The following is a 16,562-nucleotide window of genomic DNA, read 5'->3' as shown; positions in this document are numbered from 1 at the left end:
GAGGAGGAATATAATGGGTGCTATCATGATCATTGAATTAAAAAAACATATACAGGACAGAGGTCTACTCTTTTGGATGTTGATTTTACCGATTATTTTCACTGTTTTATTTATTGCCATGTTTACCGCAAATACGGATGATGCAACAAGCCAACAGGTCATCCTGTCTATCGTTCCGGGATATGTAGTTATGTTTGTATTTTTCATTATGATTTCCATGGTTTCTGTATTTATTAAGGACAGAGATAAAGGAATGACTTCCAGAATTGCAAGCACACCAATCCCCCCCTATTTTTATCTGCTTGGAAAATGGATTCCGTTCATGTTTATTGTCCTAATTCAGATAATTGTGTTATTTTTATTTGGGAGGCTTGTTTATGATGTTCCATTAGGTCAACCGTTCATTCTGCTGATTCTTTCCATCTGTCTAACATTTACAGTTACTGGAATTGGTCTGGCAATGGCTGTGATTGTAAGAACAGAAAACATGGGATTAGCCATAACACAAATCGTCGCACTAGGTGGTGCAATGTTAAGCGGACTATGGGTACCACTGGAAATGATGCCTGATTTCATGCAAACGATCAGTCGTTTTCTGCCACAGTACTGGGCACATCAAGCTTTTCAGGACGCTATGGCAGGTAATACTGTATTCACTGAGCTCCTGCAGACACTGCTTATATTATCTGGTATTGGTGTGGCTGGTTTTGTTATAGCAATTCTTCGTTATCCACATTTTTTAAAACGTTCCGTAAACTAGTGGGAACACTTGCCGAAAACTTTAGGGGGAAGTTCATGAAAGTAAACATTGATATTGATGATAAATATGAAGAAACTTCGATAACGATACAAGCCAAGGAATGGACCGAGGAGCTTGAAGAGATTGTCAAAGTAATTAAAAAAAGAAAGCAGCAGCGTTTATTTGGTATTGATGCTGATCAAACAGTCCTGCTTGATCCTGGGGAAATCGATTTTGTTTATGCCGAAAAACGAAAAATATTTGCAGCTTTAAAAGATCCCCATTTTGAAATAAAAATGAAGCTTTATGAAGTAGAAGATTTCCTAATTCATCATGGATTTATGCGTTTTTCAAAATCGGTTATTGGCAATCTTAATCGCATTGATCGCTTCGAATTATCATTTAACGGGAACCTTTGTGTTTACTTTCAATCAGGAAATAAAGAATATATTACGAGGAAATATGTTGCACCAATAAAAGATAAACTGATCAAGGGAGGGCAATAACATGGTACTTGAAATAATAAAACGCAGCATGATGGGAATAGCTTTTGGCGGTATATTTACATTTATTGCCCTTACCATAATGAAAATCAATGGTTTTGAGTCAACAGTCTCCGAAATTTGGATGCATATGGGAGCAAGTTTTTTAATTGGCATCTACTTTGGCATCTCTTCACTTATTTTTGGAAATGATGATAGCAATATGCTAAAAAAGACAGTTATTCATTTAATTGCTTCTCTTACAGTTTGGTATATTATTGCTTTAAGTGTGGGCTGGATACCATTTACAATTGGATCCATTATGATTAGCACCCTAATATTCATATTCATGTACATGTTGAATTGGACTGGATATTATTTATATTATAAAAAAGTGGAAGCTTCGTTAAATGAACATTTGCAGAATAAGAAATAGCGTGAGGGTTTATGTAGATTTGCAAAGTTGAGAGAAACTAGCTTTAAGTTGAAAGATAACCCGAAAAGTTGAGAGATAAATGTATTTAGTTGAGAGAAACTTAAGTAAAGTTGAAAGATAACCCTGTTTTTCAGCCTTATGTCTCAGCTTTGGACGTGGTTCTCTCAACTTTACAATATTGTCTCTCAACTCAGAGCAAATAGCTCTCAACTTCAAGTAAATCCTTGCCTGCCTGATAAAAGCGTAAGGTATCGAAAAAAGTTAATACCTTTGTTACACTTGACCCAAGGAGGAATTTTCATGCGATTAAAAGATAAGAAAGTTATTGCACTTGTTGAACAAGATTTTGAAGACCTTGAGCTTTGGTATCCTGTCTTGCGTCTGCAGGAAGAAGGTGCACAGGTAGATCTAGTTGGCAAGGAAGCAAACAAAAAATATATTGGAAAATACGGCGTACCCGCAGAATCGGCATATGCATTTACAGATATTAATATAGATGATTACGATGCTATTCTTGTTCCGGGTGGATGGGCTCCGGACAAATTAAGACGCTATCCTGAGGTGCTGGAATTTATCCAGAAAATGAATGATGCAAAAAAACCGATCGGACAAATCTGTCACGCAGGCTGGGTGCTTATTTCAGCAGATATTTTAGAAGGGAAAAAAGTGACGAGTACACCTGGAATTAAAGATGACATGACTAATGCCGGTGCAACGTGGAGTGACGAAGCTGTAGTAGTTGACGGACATCTTATATCAAGCCGCCGACCACCAGATCTTCCACCATATGTGAAGGCATTTGCGGATAAACTGGCAGCTGGCGCATAAGAAAAGGTTGTATCAAAGTACATCTTTGATACAACCTCCACATTATTATCCATTATCTCGATCTCTCTTGTTTTTCTTGTTATCTAAATTAATAAATTCACTTTCCCTCGAAAACTCAACATCTCCTCTTTGCTTATCATGTTTATTCTTATTATTTTGTTTCCCTTTATCTTTATTGCGATTTTTATTTTGATGGGACATGATTCTGGCCTCCTTCATTAAAAGTTAGGTTGTCCTTTTCAGAAAAAATAATTCGATAAATACTTAACTTTACACTTGTTAAGCGGTTTCATATAATAGAAGTAACATCATGATTTTATAGGAGGGGTACAATGAGTCAAATTAAAGAAGGCACTTTATTATGGGAGCCTAACGAAAACTGGAAACAGCAATCAAATATTTATGACTATATGAACTGGTTAAAAATACATAAAGGCAAGAAATTTGAAGATTATCATTCCCTGTGGGAGTGGTCGGTTAATGATATTGAATCATTTTGGGAATCGCAGTGGGAATATTTTGATATTCAAGCAAATCATTCATATGAAACAGTTTTAACATCACATCAAATGCCTGGAGCTAAATGGTTCCCTGGGGCAAGCCTCAATTATACGGAGCATATTTTTAGAAATAGACAAATGGATACAGCGGCTATTATCCATAAATCAGAATTACGTGATATATCTGAAGTAACATGGCAGCAGCTATATGAGAATACAGCGGCACTACAGCAGACCTTAAAAAATCTTGGAGTACAAAAAGGTGATCGTGTTGTTGCATATGTGGCTAATATCTATGAATCTATCATTGCTTTTTTAGCTACAGCAAGTCTTGGGGCAATTTGGTCCAGTGCTTCGCCTGATTTCGGAACGCAAAGTGTTATTGATCGATTTCAACAAATCGAGCCAAAAGTAATGGTAACAGTTGATGGTTATAGCTATGGCGGAAAAAGCTTTGATCGTACAGAAGTTGTCGAAAAAATCCAATCAGAACTTCCAACATTAAAAGCTACCATAGCTATTCCTTATCTTCATGAAAGTCCAAATTTCAGCAATTTGAAAAATGTTATTCTCTGGAATGATGCCATTCACCTAAATAAGCAACGCTCGCTCACTTATGAATATGTCGAATTCAATGATCCGCTTTGGGTATTATATTCCTCAGGAACGACCGGAAAGCCAAAGCCAATCGTACAGAGCCAGGGTGGAATTTTACTTGAACATTTAAAAGCGCTAACGTTTCATGCAGATTTAGGAGAAGATGACCGATTCTTCTGGTATACAACAACAGGATGGATGATGTGGAACTTTCTTGTTGGTGGTCTGCTTACAGGCAGTACGATTGTTCTTTATGATGGAAATCCAGCCTATCCAGATAAAAAGATGCTCTGGAAATTTGCAGAGGAAACGAAAATGACACTCTTCGGAACAAGTGCAAGCTATCTGACAGCATGCATGAAGGATGGGGTTAAGCCTTTGGGTGAATTTGACCTTACACATTTAAACAGTATCAGCTCAACAGGTTCGCCACTACCGCCGGAAGGTTTCAACTGGTGCTATGAAAATGTGAAACGAGATTTATGGATTGCATCTGTCAGTGGAGGAACGGATGTGTGTACGGCATTCATTCTAGGAGCACCAATTTTGCCAGTTTATGCAGGTGAATTACAATGCCGTGGACTTGGGGCAAGAATTGAAAGCTTCCAGGATAATGGTCAACCAAAAATAGAGGAAATTGGCGAATTAGTACTGACGGAGCCCTTCCCTTCCATGCCAATCTATTTTTGGAATGATGCGGATGGCAGTCGCTTGCACGAAAGCTATTTCGACGTTTTCCCTGGGATCTGGTGTCATGGAGATTACTTAAAGATTACCGATCGGCATACATGCGTTATTTATGGCCGATCAGACGCTACCATTAACCGAGGTGGAATCCGAATTGGCACAAGTGAAATTTATCGTGCAGTCGATCAGATAAAGGAAGTTTCCGATAGCTTGATTGTCGATATTCCAATAGATAATGGCGAATCCTTTACCCCGTTATTTATCGTAATGAGGGAAGGCTATACATTATCGGAAAAAATTAAACAGGCAATTAAAAAACAGATCCGTACACAATGTTCCCCACGACATGTACCAACAGGATTTCACGAGGTTTCAGCTCTGCCAAAAACATTAAATGGGAAAAAATTGGAGATCCCTGTTAAGAAAATTTTAATGGGTCAACCGGTTGATAAAGTAGTAAATAAAGGATCACTTGGTAATGAAGATGCCTTAGAGTTTTTTATTGAATTTGCTGAGAAACACGCTAAAGCGTCTTTCTAAAGGTTAGAGATCAGAAGTCAAATTTGAAGAAATCGGCGAAAGTGCCGCTTTCGTTTATATTTTCTTAGCTCTTGAAAAGACGAGAAACTAATAGAATAATAGGAAAAGTGTTCTCGCTCATGAGAACACTTTTTTATTTTTTATACCAATCTCTTCTGTGTCCCCATACTAACCACCACATACGCCACAAACGAAACTGCCACAGGAAGAACCACTGAGTGTAATCCTAAAGGCTGTGGGAAAAATGTATCTGATAATATATATAAGCCAACACCAACAACCATGGAAGCAAGTGCACCATACTTATTTCCGTTGCTCCAATAAAGACCCATAATTATTGGCCAAATAAATGCCGCTTCCAGTCCACCAAATGCAAATAAGTTCAACCAAATGATCAAATCTGGTGGATTTAGAGACATTACAAAAACAATAATCCCTAATATCGCTGTTACTCCAATACTTATTCGCTTAACACGTTTATGCGATGCTTTTGACTCAACATAATTTAAATATACATCCTTCACAACAGTGGAACTCACTAATAACAATAATGAATCTACTGTCGACATGATCGCCGCCATTGGTGCAGCCAATACAATACCTGCAAGCCATGCTGGCATAACCTCCAGCGCTATTAGAGGCATAACCTTATCGCCAACCTCAATTCCTGGCAATATGGGACGAGCAAACACACCAATCAAATGCATATTCAGCATAATAAAACCAACAACGATTGTTCCGATAATTAATGCACGATGCATGGATCTGGAGTTTTTATAAGACATTGCACGAACAGCTATTTGCGGCAGGGCAACAACTCCTACACCTACCAGGATCCAAAAGGATGATACATATGTTGGGGTTAAACTACCATCTGATCCAAACGGAGTTATTAGATTGGGGTTTTCTGCGCTGAGATCAGAAATTATCTGTGGCATTCCTCCTCCGGCAATAATCACAGCAATTAGCAAAACTAAGGTACCCAAAAACATGATGCTACCCTGAATTGCATCTGTCAGCGCAACAGCTCGGAACCCGCCAATTACTACATAAACTAATACGGATACAGCAAAAATAAATAATGCCGATAGGTACGATAGACCTGTCAGGGATTCAATTAGCCTTGCCCCGCCAATCCATTGGGCTGCCATTGCCGAAAATAAAAAGATAATAATACTAATTGCTGAAAATAGAACTACCCATTTTGATCGATACCTTTCCTTTAAAAAATCCACCATTGTAAGTGCATTATATTTTCTTGTTACGATTGCAAACTTTTTCCCCAAAACCATCAAAACGAAATAACCGGTTGCAACCTGAGTCATGGCCAATAAAACCCATCCCAAGCCCTCATTATATGCAGTCCCTGGGCCACCTATAAAGCTGCTTGCACTTCCGTACGTAGCAGTCATCGTCATGGCCAAAACAAACCCACCCATAGTTCGGCCGCCTAAAAAGTAATCATCCAAAAATTTATTGGATGATTTAAGGTTTCTGCCAGCCCAAATTCCAACTGCAAAAATAATCAACAGAAAAATAAATAAAGGTATAATTGCCTGTACATTCATTTGGTTTCTCCTTCTTCATCAAATGGAATAGCTACAAAAAACTTTTTAACTAGAACCGTTACTAATACAGCCATCACAATAAAACCAATGACACAACTATAAAAAAACCATGCAGGTAACCCGAAAACATACGTATATTCAGAAGGATCCCTGCTACCCAAACCATATGCGAACACATACCACCAGATGAAATTGAAAATAACCAACCCAACACCGATCAATGCTTCCCGATTTGCAATCTTCAAACGATAATCACCTTTTTTCATCTTAGACCTCCTCCTATTTCATTTAGATACATGCAGGTATTGGAAAAACCTACAAAACTCTATGACTTATAAGGGCTCTTCTATTCTACTATGTTTGCTTTCCCTTATTCACTAAACCTCTTCGATATGCTACAACTATCAGTATAAATCTTGTTAGAGCAGCTGTTAATCCCGCCCAATAGCTGTCTGTTATGAATAACCTATACCAATTAAAAGCAACACACCTATTAGTATATCAATCAAAAGCTTCCTATGGCACCCCTTTAAAATACTTATAAATAATATATCCTACAACGCTAGCAGATGTAAACAGAAGAGTTTGAAAACAATTTATACTTACTGAGGTTTCCTAAGATAACCAGCATGAAGCAGCATTTTTCAATCCGTTTCCTTTCAATTATTTACCAATCCATGTATAATATATAGGTTACTCTATTTAAATTTCATTCTCTTAGAGGTGAATTCGTTTGTTATTTATTATTGGATCTATTACTTTATTTTTCCTTCTATATTATCTCCTGAATAAGAAGGTTATTTTGGTTGAAACCGCTTCAGCCGCAATTGTAATGGCTGTAGGTGTATTCAGTTTGAATGTAGGACCTAGTTTTAATATTGATACTGTCTGGGTTAAAATGATTGCTTTAATTGCTATATCAATTTGGGCATTCTTTATGGTCTCCTACATTACTTCATTAATTATAGGAAAATTCACCACACTTCATTACAACCATTTAGTCGGTCGATTTAGAATTGGCACATGGGTGGCAAGTACTTCCGTTACAGTTATTATTATAAGCAGATATTTTCCTATATTCGAGCGAATGGTTTTGCCGCTTGTAGTGATTAATTCTTTATTGTGGCTGTTCTTTTTTGTTATATCCATTAAAAGTATGCTCACTATTTTCATGGAAAAGCTGGGCAAGAATTTAAATGGTATTTTATTTTTAACGACCGTTAGTACGCAGTCATTAGTTCTGATGTATAACAATATCTGGGATGATTTTAATCTTTATATCAATGAATTTTTGATTATCGCTGGTTTTCTGTTTTATCTGTTAAGTATTTATATGATTTTCAAACGTTACACAAATTACAGCTGGTCCCTAATAGATGACTGGCGAGCACCAAACTGTATGTTTCATGGAGCGCTGTCGATTATTGGTTCATCTATGGTTATCTCCGACATTTTCACTCCTGCATTTACTCTGGCATTCTGGTTCATCGTTCTTTTTATTTTCATTGCCCATGAGGTGATTGAATTAGTCCGGGGTGTTATCAGAGTAAAGGAATATGGATTGATTAAGGGACTTTTCGTTTATGATCATTCACAGTGGTCTCGGATATTTACATTCTGTATGTTTTATACATTCACATTAAAAATGAATACTACGAATATAGTTCAACTTGACTGGATAGCCTTCAGTCAGCAGGCTATCCTAAACAACGGAAAATGGATTATCGCAATACTACTGATCATTGAAATCAGTTTATTATTCAATAATATGTTTTCCTCACAGCGCATTAAAGATACCGCAGTTACGTCAACTATCTCTTAAGCACAAAAATGCAAGGCGTCTGTTTAACAACTTACAAACTGGGGCACTCTGTTACTGCACTATGCTCGTCTCACCAAAAAGAGTCTGCTATGGCTTTAGTGTTGGAGCTGGACGTGGCTGATTCGGTTGTTTTGTTATCCACCATAAATTTTATAATTTCCTAGACAAGAACAAATACATCACCATGCTCTAATACCCCTGATAATGTGACAGATTGGCTAGCTTCAGTAGCACCATTACTACTCTACCTGATAGCTAGATAAATCTACTGCACTTCCTGTACCGTTGTAAATTTCAATCGCTTTGTTGAAGAAGCTGCCTTCCATGTACTCTGAAATAAATAAATCCTCTGCAACTGCTACATCACCACTCTGGGCTGAAGCCGCGATAGCAAAAACGTTAGAAAAATTCATAAAAACAAGCATGAAAATAAGGAAAAGATTAATGACCTTTTTTACAGTAGAATCTCTCATTAGTACCTTCCATTTTTTTACCGTATTATATCCTGGCAAAATTATAGGACACACTATTTATATGGCATATTATGAACCCTCAAACAATTAAGTTTTTGTAAAGTTATAGTAGATTCAGACTAATTTTTAGGCTTTTTAATAAAAACAGTTATTTTGACCTAAAGCTGTTTTTAGTTTGTAAAACATTAAGGGAATCTAATTAGCTCATAAAAATGTTATAATATAGGTAGACATTAAATAACAGGGTGGCTAATAATGACTATTGAAAAACAACTATTAAGCTTAATAAACGCTACAAAGGTATTGACATCCACTAGAAATTTGGACGAGGTATTACATTTAATAATTAAAGAGGCCTTAAGTGTTTTTAATTGGGCAGATGCTATTGTGCTCTTTTTATATGATTCCCAAAAAGGGTACTTAAGAGCAAAATCATCCATTGGCTTCGATATAAACTATTTGAAAGAAGCAACCCTGAAACCAGATGAGGCTATGTCAGGGAAAACCTTTCTATTAAGAGAAGCCCAATTATATACTTCTAAAACAGAAACCGGCAAAGGAATGGCCAATATCTCAAGCGAAAACCTAAACTGGTACCAAAAAGCGTTAGGGGAAGATAAAGTTCCCACAAGTACCATTTCCGCACCATTAATGAGCAAAAACGAATGTTATGGTGTACTGACAATAGACAGTTATTCAGAAGAAGTCAAGTTTACCTTGGATAATTTAAAACTACTGCAAACATTTGCCAACCAGGCTATGATTGCAATTGAAAATGCCACTCTTATTTCGCAAAATAATCGTTCCAATCACATTCACAAGGAATTAACCAAGGTATATATGTCACACCGGGGGCTTTCTGAAATCACAAACACACTTTCAAGGCTTACCGATAAAGAATTTTGTGTTTGTAACGAATTTCTCGATGTTTTATCATATACTTCCCCATCTACTAAAGACCTACTGATCAACAAAATGGAAGAGGAGCCATTATCAGTGAAAGAAATTTTTTCCGTGGAAAATGTTGCCCACCAACAAGCTGTTTATAACGGGCAACCTTATGACCTCCATTTGTTTGCAATAATAATTGAATCTGAAATCACAGGCGTGTTAGTGGCGATTACAGAGGAGAATAATTTTCTTGATTCCCTTGATATATTTGCTATTGAACAGGCAACTGCTGTTTTTGCGTTGGAAATGCAGTCACATAATCACTATGTATCCAGCCAATTTCAATATGAAGGTCATTTAGTGAAAAAAATATTAAAAAACCCTGAACAGGGAAACAGGTATCTACAGTTAAAAAATCTTTATAACAAAAGTAATCACTATATCGTATTGACTATTGAGATCGCACACGAAATGATGGATAGCAAAAAAACACATAGGGTAAAACAGAGTTTTTCAAGATTACTTCATCGCCATTTAAATTCGTTTCTACATCGGTTTCTGATGAAGGAAGATTCAATGCAATATTCCATCTTATTTATCAGGGACGAACGTATTAATGAAGAAGAAATGAATAAACGACTACATGACTTTGTGTCAAATATTATAAAGAAGTTCGATTATGCAATTTATGCTGGTGTCGGTAGGAGTTTTCGGGAACTAAAGGATTTAAACTATTCATTAAATGATGCTGAAAAGTGTATAGAATTTTTAAAAGTGACGGATTACAACAAAGAAATGATTACTTATATAGAGTTAGGCGGATACCGGCTTTTTCTTAATTTGGATACTGATGAGATGGATAGTTTCATTAGAATCAGACTCCAACAAATCATTGATTATGATTTGGAAAACAATTCAGAACTTGTGAAGACACTGAAATTGTATTTGCATTTTAACAAAAGTATCAGAAAAACCAGTGAGGAGATGTATGTTCATGAAAATACAATCAAATACCGAATCAATAAGATCAAACAATTGATGGGAATTAAAGAAATGGATGGGGATCTGACTTTTGAAATTAATTTGGCGATAAAAATGATTACATTTTTAAACAGGTATGATTTGTTGAAGTAAGACAAATCATACCTGTTTACTTTATGTATTTAAGACATATCAATTATTATCAGAACCCTATATAATATTCCGTATAAATAAATAAAAGGAAATGATTTTAATAATCCTAATATTTTAATGTGCACACATCCATTTAATCAGATGGCTGAGCAATAAGGAGGAGGGGGGATTTTTCAATGATTCTTCTTGCACTTGCTACACCAATACTAGCCTATGCCGGTATTGCAATCGGTCGATCATGGACAGATTTTATGCAACTGGGATGGAAGACAATTATAGTTGCCAGTCTGGTATTATTGGGTACTTTTCTTGGATCAGCACTAATTGCGGAATTAGTACTGCAGATGCAAGGGTTAATTTAGTAGATTAATATTTTAATTATCATCAAGACAATCTAACTTTCAGAAAGGATGAGATGTTCATGTCACAGATGCTTGCGTTGGTCATAATTATTCTATGTTTGTTTATTGGTGAAATTATTGCCATTAAAACGAAGGCTTGGATTCCATCAGTATTTATCAGCGCCGTTCTTTTTTTAATCGGCTATTGGACATTTTTCCCGACAGACATTATTGAACTAGCCGGTATTCCATCTGCTGTAGCAGTAATGATGATCTATTTGCTGATTACAAATATGGGGACATTACTATCTGTTCAGGAACTAAAGGAACAATGGAAAACAGTTTTAATTGCCGTAGCAGGAATCTTGGGCGTTATTGCGATTTTATTTGGACTGGGAATCTTACTGTTTGATTTTAATACAGTAGTCGTTGCTATTCCTCCATTGGTCGGCGGATTAGTTTCTTCTTTAATCATGGCAGAAGGAGCATCAGCTGCAGGGCTTACCAGTTTGGCGGTATTTGCAATTGTTATTTATGTATTGCAAGGCTTCGCCGGTTATCCATTAACATCAATTATGTTAAAAAAGGAAGGTATCAGGTTATTAAAAAAATATAGAAATGGTGAACTGGAAGCACAAAATCTAGTTAAACAGTCAACTGCTCCCGAGCATAATGAACCCAAGCTTTTTCAAAAAATGCCTGCTAAATATAACACGGATTATTTTAAATTTTTAAGACTGGCTTTTGTCGGTTTTCTAGCGTATATTGTTTCAACATTACTGGGGCCAATAGTTGAGATTAGCCCTTATGTGCTTTGTTTGCTGTTCGGTGTTATCGGACGCAGTGTAGGTTTTTTAGAAAGACACACTCTTCAAAAAGCCAACGGTTTCGGTTTTGCAATCATGGCACTTTTACTGTTTATTTTTGACGGTTTGAAAAATGCCACGCCAAGCATGATGGTGGACTTGTTATTCCCTTTAATCGGTTGTATCGTACTTGGAGTTATTGGCATGTATATATTTTCGTTTATTATGGGAAAAGTTTTACAAGTTAGTAAAGAAATGGCCTTTGCCGTCTCTTTAACCGCTTTTTACGGTTTTCCAGCAGATTACATTATAACGAATGAAGTTGTTAATGGGCTAACACAGGATGAAAAGGAAAAAAGCATTTTGCTTAGTCATATGTTGGCCCCAATGCTGGTTGGCGGGTTTATTACCGTAACAATCGTCTCTGTAATTCTAGCCGGCACCTTTGTTGGATTTTTGTAATTTGCTGTTATTAGATTATTCATTTTAAGAGGAGGATTTTATGTTACAGAATCATGAATTAGATGTTTTTAAAGCTTTAATGCAAGAATACAACCATAAACTTGATTATGCTGGTATCAATGGAGAAAGGATTGCCAAACGTCTTCATGAATTATCGCAAATTGGCGCTACATCCGATGGTGGAATAATGAGGTCTGGCTTTTCGGCAGAAGAAATAGAAGCCAAACAATTGGTGAAAAACTGGATGAAGGAAGCTGGATTGGAAGTGTCAGAGGATGGAGCAGGTAATGTTATAGGTCGACTAAATGGGATTAACAACGGTGTTCCTGCAATTGCATCTGGTTCCCATGTGGACAGTGTGCCAAACGGGGGGCGTTTCGACGGACCTGTTGGGGTTCTGGCTTCACTTGAGGTTGCTGCTGCCTGGAAGGAAACCAATTATTTAGCGAAGAAACCATATGAGGTAATTGTTTTCTCAGATGAAGAAGGTTCAAGGTTTAATAGTGGATTAACCGGAAGTATGGCAATGACAGGTGAAGCTGATTTCACGAAAAATAAAGACTTGATTGATTATAACGGTGATTCATTTGAAAATGTACTTCGGGTATATGGCAGCAATCCTCAAAAATTCCAAGAAGCAAAAAGAGATTTAAAGGAATTAGAAACGTTTATAGAAGTTCATATTGAGCAAGGGAAAAAACTTGAAAAAGAAAATATTTCGGTAGGTATAGTTAGTGGTATTGCTGGACCAGCATGGTTGCAGGTGACTTTTATTGGAGAAGCAGGACATGCCGGAAACACACCAATGATTGGTCGCAAGGATCCAATGGTAGCTGCTGCTGCGTTTATTCAAAGCGTTGAAAGTTTCCCGCTTAAAGTAAGTGATACCTCCGTAGCAACAGTTGGTAAAGTAAACGTTTACCCAAATGGGATAAACGTAATACCGCAAAAAGTGGAACTAAGTGTCGACATCCGTGATATACATGAGCACACACGCAATGAATTATTGGAAATGATTGTTCAGGAAGCTGAATCGATTGCAGACAAGAGAGGGATTAATTGCAAGATAAATCAAACAACAAAAATAAAGCCCATCCCGATAAAAAAAGGGCTGCAGGATAAATTAGCCAATGCTGTAGTGAAAAATAATATCAAACCATTGTACATACCAAGTGGAGCAGGCCATGATGCAATGATTTTAGGAAGACATATTCCCGTCGCAATGTTGTTTGTCAAAAGTAAAGACGGAATTAGTCATAATCCGAAAGAATGGTCTGCACTTGATGATATTGTAAGTACAATACATGTATTAAAAGATTACATCGAATCCTTGATGGATGCCTAATATTGAATCCATCAGAGCGCTTTAGGCTTATTATAAATATAGGCATTTACTAACTTTCGATCCAAAGTTAAGATAGTGTTTAACGCCTTTGATAAAAATTATAAAAAGTAATCCCTCAAGTCCTTTAGCAGATACGTGAGGGGTTATTTTTTATACGAAAATGGGATTTCCATATATTGCGGTGTCTGTCAGGACATGGGGGCTATGAACATGTACTTATCCTATATAAGATAGTATATTCTTGTGATTATTAAACGATTTTTCTATTTAGCAATATATGATTGAAAAGTAATGAATTAACATATATAATGTATATTTGTACGGGGCATTAGCTCAGCTGGGAGAGCGCTTCGCTGGCAGCGAAGAGGTCAGCGGTTCGAGCCCGCTATGCTCCATCCAATAACACTGCAACCTGATTATATAGGAAATGCAGTGTTTTTTTGTGTGGATTTACTGGTAGTTTTAGAAATATCTTTTGAGGTATAACAAAGAAGTCATCACTTGAGGCTGCACCAGTTTAACGTTTCAATTGCACCAATTAAAACATATCTGTATGATTATCTAATTGAGACTGCACATGCTTAAAATTACTTCTGGTTTCGGTCATGAAATTATCAAGTTTCTCATCCATTCTATCCATCTTTATAGAAAAGTTTGCTTGGTTTAATGCAAGAAGCTCTAAGCTTGAAGCAAACTCATCCTGTTTAGAAGATAACTGTTCCAGATTTGAAGCAAACCCGTCCTATTTAGAAGATAGTTGATCATGACTTAATTCAAGTCGTCTTTGATTTGATTCTAATTTCTCCTGATTTGAAGCGAGTAAACGTTGACCTTGTTTTAATTCTTGCAAATGGTCTATAATAATATTTATTTTTTCCTCCACTTCACGCTGCACCTCCTTTCATTTCCTATATTATTTCATTATTTTCTTAATATTTCATCAAGTCATTCGCTTTCTTTCTGCATTTTTCACTAAACTAACTACATACTTATCCATCCGCTTTTCCATCTGCTTATTCGTAAGGTCTGTTACCCCAAATGCCTTCCATCCCGGATACACTACCGGCGGTCCATAAAGCACATCAATCAGCGAAACTAAATCCCAGTATGGATCATATAAAAATTCTGTTCCCGCATACCGCTGATAGGCTTCTAGAAATTCATCAGCTGTTACAACATCATATAGCATCGCTAGATTCCACCTGCAATGACCAACATCAATTCCAGCAGGACCTATGCAAGCATTTCCCCAATCAACTACGCCACTTACAGTACCACTCTCCCAGAGTACATTAGCAGGATGAAAATCTCGGTGAATAAAACATTCCTTTGCATTTGGCGGTGAGCCTTTTACAACTTCAAATACCTTTTTCCATATGTCAGGAACACTTGACCAGCTCGGCATTTCTATCTTATTCACATCATTATATCGAAAATACTTCCACGTAAAGTCACTACCATCAACTGCGTGTATTTTTACTAACTCCTCTGCTAAACCACTAAGCCACTCCATCCTGTCTTCTGGTTTTAATACAACTGAACCAGGTAGCCTTGACATTAATACAAGCGGATCACCACATACCTCTATATTTTCTTCATATGCAATTATTTCTGGTGCAGTCAACCCTTTAGCTTTTGCCAAACGCAAGCTTTCCGCTTCATGTAGGGCTAGATCCGGCTCCTCCTTCAGCCACTCTCGGTTATCCAATTGCCGAAGTATTACTTCTTTAATCTCATCATTTATTTTAAGGATTAGTTTATGTAAAATAGAAGATGTACTGCCTTTTAACCGTTCTATTGAAAGAATAGCTGCATTTGTGTCAACTGAATTTACTACCCATTTCTGTACACTTTCTGATAGATATTCCATTAAATCCACTCCATCAAATTTATATTTATTCCCAGGAAATTTCCCAATCGACTACAAATCTACCATTCACTTTATCTCCGTGGAGAACAATATAATATTCCCCATCATTTAAAGCTTTATATTCCAACGCTTCTTCGCCTTTTTCCTTCATCGGCAAATGATCACCTTTTGTATTTTCAAAATGATAGCCCCAACCACCATTTTCATCATATATATTTACTTGAAATGTAATTACTTCCCCTTTTGAGAGCTCAATTGGTATTTTATGCTCCCCATGGAAATAGTCAAATGTTGATGCAAATCCGGATGAATTCCTTTTTTCCACCCAATTCTCCTTATCTGTGAAATCTACGGTGGAAATAAGTGTAAATATTACTGGTAGAACAATTGCGAAAATCAGTGATATCGGAAATCGCTTTTTAAATAAAACGATGCCAAAATAAAACAACACAGCGGCAATTGCCCCAATCGACCCAGCGATAAGGAAGAAAGCGATATGCTCCATTGGAAAAGCAAAAATAATACTACCAGCAAAAATATAAAGTAAAACAATCCAACGTTTAAGTTTTGTCCACCCCCTGATGATCCCATCAATAATCATAGAACAAGGAATAGCATACACATAAAACGCAGCCCAAAATAAATGATTCGATAGTATTTCAGATAGCTCAAACATATCAAAGGAAATTAGAAAAAGTATGCAAAAAACAAACACTGAAATAGAAAAACCCGCACCGATAAACTTTGTATAAAAATAATAAAGGAGCTTTCTGTTGTTTCATTTACCCATTACTTCTGACCTCCTTCCCTGTTCATTCACTATAATTTATTTTAAAGCACAAGGAGCCTGAATACAATTTCTTCCTTAAAAATACTACATAAAAGGCAAATCTCCGTCCATATCGACCACATCTTGTATGCGTATAAGATAATTCTTTATTTCATTATTCTTCCAGCTGTGTCATTAAAAATTATTAATCAAACGTTTGATTAACTTGATACAAACCGATTTAAAGGTTTATTTCCAAATCATTACAAAAC

16 protein-coding genes, 1 tRNA gene and 1 pseudogene are annotated in these 16,562 nt (G+C 36.5%); 11 read left to right on the top strand and 7 right to left on the bottom strand.

The features are described from left to right. Positions 1–13 precede the first annotated feature (13 nt). The 4 genes from AC6HVZ_RS04435 to AC6HVZ_RS04420 all read left to right on the top strand — a co-directional run bounded on the left by AC6HVZ_RS04435 (position 14) and on the right by AC6HVZ_RS04420 (position 2,485). Positions 14–760, top strand: coding sequence for an ABC transporter permease (locus tag AC6HVZ_RS04435; RefSeq protein ID WP_497556932.1), 747 nt, complete (start codon positions 14–16; stop codon positions 758–760). Positions 761–795: 35 nt separating this feature from the next. Next, entirely contained in the window at positions 796–1,245 is a 450-nt protein-coding gene (locus AC6HVZ_RS04430; protein ID WP_497556931.1) for a LytTR family DNA-binding domain-containing protein, read from the top strand. A 1-nt stretch (position 1,246) separates the two neighbouring features. Beyond that, positions 1,247–1,657, top strand: a complete 411-nt coding sequence (locus tag AC6HVZ_RS04425; RefSeq protein ID WP_497556930.1) for a DUF3021 domain-containing protein — start codon at positions 1,247–1,249, stop codon at positions 1,655–1,657. Between the two features lie 300 nt (positions 1,658–1,957). Continuing rightward, the gene (locus tag AC6HVZ_RS04420) at positions 1,958–2,485 is read left to right on the top strand and encodes a type 1 glutamine amidotransferase domain-containing protein (protein WP_497556929.1); all 528 of its coding nucleotides are present in this window, start codon (positions 1,958–1,960) and stop codon (positions 2,483–2,485) included. A 45-nt stretch (positions 2,486–2,530) separates the two neighbouring features. On the opposite strand, the gene AC6HVZ_RS04415 is transcribed toward AC6HVZ_RS04420, so the two are convergent. Continuing rightward, on the bottom strand, positions 2,531–2,686 hold the full coding sequence (locus AC6HVZ_RS04415) for a hypothetical protein (RefSeq protein WP_497556928.1): 156 nt from the start codon (positions 2,684–2,686) through the stop codon (positions 2,531–2,533). A gap of 131 nt (positions 2,687–2,817) precedes the next feature. On the opposite strand from AC6HVZ_RS04415, the gene AC6HVZ_RS04410 reads away from it, so the two are divergent. Then, positions 2,818–4,809, top strand: a complete 1,992-nt coding sequence (locus AC6HVZ_RS04410) for an acetoacetate--CoA ligase (protein ID WP_497556927.1) — start codon at positions 2,818–2,820, stop codon at positions 4,807–4,809. Between the two features lie 140 nt (positions 4,810–4,949). Here the strand turns inward: AC6HVZ_RS04410 and panF are convergent, their stop codons facing one another. Together panF and AC6HVZ_RS04400 are read right to left on the bottom strand one after the other, a co-directional pair. After that, complete coding sequence (gene panF / locus AC6HVZ_RS04405; RefSeq protein ID WP_497556926.1) at positions 4,950–6,377, bottom strand: sodium/pantothenate symporter; 1,428 nt, start codon at positions 6,375–6,377, stop codon at positions 4,950–4,952. Continuing rightward, positions 6,374–6,643 carry a YhdT family protein gene (locus AC6HVZ_RS04400; protein WP_497556925.1) on the bottom strand — a complete coding sequence of 90 codons (270 nt, stop codon included), beginning with the start codon at positions 6,641–6,643 and terminating at the stop codon, positions 6,374–6,376. Before AC6HVZ_RS04400 ends, panF begins: the two co-directional genes overlap by 4 nt. A gap of 467 nt (positions 6,644–7,110) precedes the next feature. Between AC6HVZ_RS04400 and AC6HVZ_RS04395 the strand changes: the two genes are divergently transcribed. After that, positions 7,111–8,199: a TDT family transporter gene (locus tag AC6HVZ_RS04395; protein ID WP_497556924.1), complete on the top strand. Its 1,089-nt coding sequence runs from the start codon at positions 7,111–7,113 to the stop codon at positions 8,197–8,199. A gap of 239 nt (positions 8,200–8,438) precedes the next feature. Here AC6HVZ_RS04395 and AC6HVZ_RS04390 read toward each other — a convergent pair whose 3' ends face one another. After that, on the bottom strand, positions 8,439–8,672 hold the full coding sequence (locus tag AC6HVZ_RS04390) for a lamin tail domain-containing protein (protein WP_497556923.1): 234 nt from the start codon (positions 8,670–8,672) through the stop codon (positions 8,439–8,441). 255 nt (positions 8,673–8,927) lie between these two features. On the opposite strand from AC6HVZ_RS04390, the gene AC6HVZ_RS04385 reads away from it, so the two are divergent. From AC6HVZ_RS04385 to AC6HVZ_RS04365, 5 genes and pseudogenes are all read left to right on the top strand, one after another. Then, entirely contained in the window at positions 8,928–10,697 is a 1,770-nt protein-coding gene (locus AC6HVZ_RS04385) for a helix-turn-helix domain-containing protein (RefSeq protein WP_497556922.1), read from the top strand. A 182-nt stretch (positions 10,698–10,879) separates the two neighbouring features. Next, a pseudogene (locus tag AC6HVZ_RS04380) lies at positions 10,880–11,059 on the top strand (hypothetical protein); the annotation flags it as partial. Between the two features lie 59 nt (positions 11,060–11,118). After that, entirely contained in the window at positions 11,119–12,306 is a 1,188-nt protein-coding gene (locus AC6HVZ_RS04375) for a hypothetical protein (protein WP_497556921.1), read from the top strand. Positions 12,307–12,346: 40 nt separating this feature from the next. Further along, the gene (locus tag AC6HVZ_RS04370) at positions 12,347–13,651 is read left to right on the top strand and encodes a M20 family metallo-hydrolase (RefSeq protein WP_497556920.1); all 1,305 of its coding nucleotides are present in this window, start codon (positions 12,347–12,349) and stop codon (positions 13,649–13,651) included. Between the two features lie 322 nt (positions 13,652–13,973). Beyond that, a tRNA-Ala gene (locus AC6HVZ_RS04365) sits at positions 13,974–14,046 on the top strand. Positions 14,047–14,393: 347 nt separating this feature from the next. Here the strand turns inward: AC6HVZ_RS04365 and AC6HVZ_RS04360 are convergent. The 3 genes from AC6HVZ_RS04360 to AC6HVZ_RS04350 are packed head-to-tail and all read right to left on the bottom strand — an operon-like array spanning position 14,394 to position 16,122. Then, positions 14,394–14,546: a hypothetical protein gene (locus tag AC6HVZ_RS04360; protein WP_497556919.1), complete on the bottom strand. Its 153-nt coding sequence runs from the start codon at positions 14,544–14,546 to the stop codon at positions 14,394–14,396. 45 nt (positions 14,547–14,591) lie between these two features. Next, on the bottom strand, positions 14,592–15,521 hold the full coding sequence (locus AC6HVZ_RS04355) for a phosphotransferase family protein (RefSeq protein ID WP_497556918.1): 930 nt from the start codon (positions 15,519–15,521) through the stop codon (positions 14,592–14,594). A gap of 25 nt (positions 15,522–15,546) precedes the next feature. Beyond that, positions 15,547–16,122, bottom strand: coding sequence for a hypothetical protein (locus AC6HVZ_RS04350; protein ID WP_497556917.1), 576 nt, complete (start codon positions 16,120–16,122; stop codon positions 15,547–15,549). Between the last annotated feature and the right edge of the window lie 440 nt (positions 16,123–16,562).

The sequence above is a fragment of the Oceanobacillus sp. NCCP-135 genome (assembly GCF_059698015.1).
Note: the sequence above shows the minus strand (reverse complement) of the source record. Positions and strands in the feature narration are given on the sequence as shown.

Coding starts and splice junctions, on each gene's coding strand:
- AC6HVZ_RS04435 (WP_497556932.1), top strand. CDS start 14: ATGGGTGCTATCATGATCATTGAATTAAAAAAACATATACAGGACAGA.
- AC6HVZ_RS04430 (WP_497556931.1), top strand. CDS start 796: ATGAAAGTAAACATTGATATTGATGATAAATATGAAGAAACTTCGATA.
- AC6HVZ_RS04425 (WP_497556930.1), top strand. CDS start 1,247: ATGGTACTTGAAATAATAAAACGCAGCATGATGGGAATAGCTTTTGGC.
- AC6HVZ_RS04420 (WP_497556929.1), top strand. CDS start 1,958: ATGCGATTAAAAGATAAGAAAGTTATTGCACTTGTTGAACAAGATTTT.
- AC6HVZ_RS04415 (WP_497556928.1), bottom strand. CDS start 2,686: ATGTCCCATCAAAATAAAAATCGCAATAAAGATAAAGGGAAACAAAAT.
- AC6HVZ_RS04410 (WP_497556927.1), top strand. CDS start 2,818: ATGAGTCAAATTAAAGAAGGCACTTTATTATGGGAGCCTAACGAAAAC.
- panF (WP_497556926.1), bottom strand. CDS start 6,377: ATGAATGTACAGGCAATTATACCTTTATTTATTTTTCTGTTGATTATT.
- AC6HVZ_RS04400 (WP_497556925.1), bottom strand. CDS start 6,643: ATGAAAAAAGGTGATTATCGTTTGAAGATTGCAAATCGGGAAGCATTG.
- AC6HVZ_RS04390 (WP_497556923.1), bottom strand. CDS start 8,672: ATGAGAGATTCTACTGTAAAAAAGGTCATTAATCTTTTCCTTATTTTC.
- AC6HVZ_RS04385 (WP_497556922.1), top strand. CDS start 8,928: ATGACTATTGAAAAACAACTATTAAGCTTAATAAACGCTACAAAGGTA.
- AC6HVZ_RS04375 (WP_497556921.1), top strand. CDS start 11,119: ATGTCACAGATGCTTGCGTTGGTCATAATTATTCTATGTTTGTTTATT.
- AC6HVZ_RS04370 (WP_497556920.1), top strand. CDS start 12,347: ATGTTACAGAATCATGAATTAGATGTTTTTAAAGCTTTAATGCAAGAA.
- AC6HVZ_RS04355 (WP_497556918.1), bottom strand. CDS start 15,521: ATGGAATATCTATCAGAAAGTGTACAGAAATGGGTAGTAAATTCAGTT.
- AC6HVZ_RS04350 (WP_497556917.1), bottom strand. CDS start 16,122: ATGATTATTGATGGGATCATCAGGGGGTGGACAAAACTTAAACGTTGG.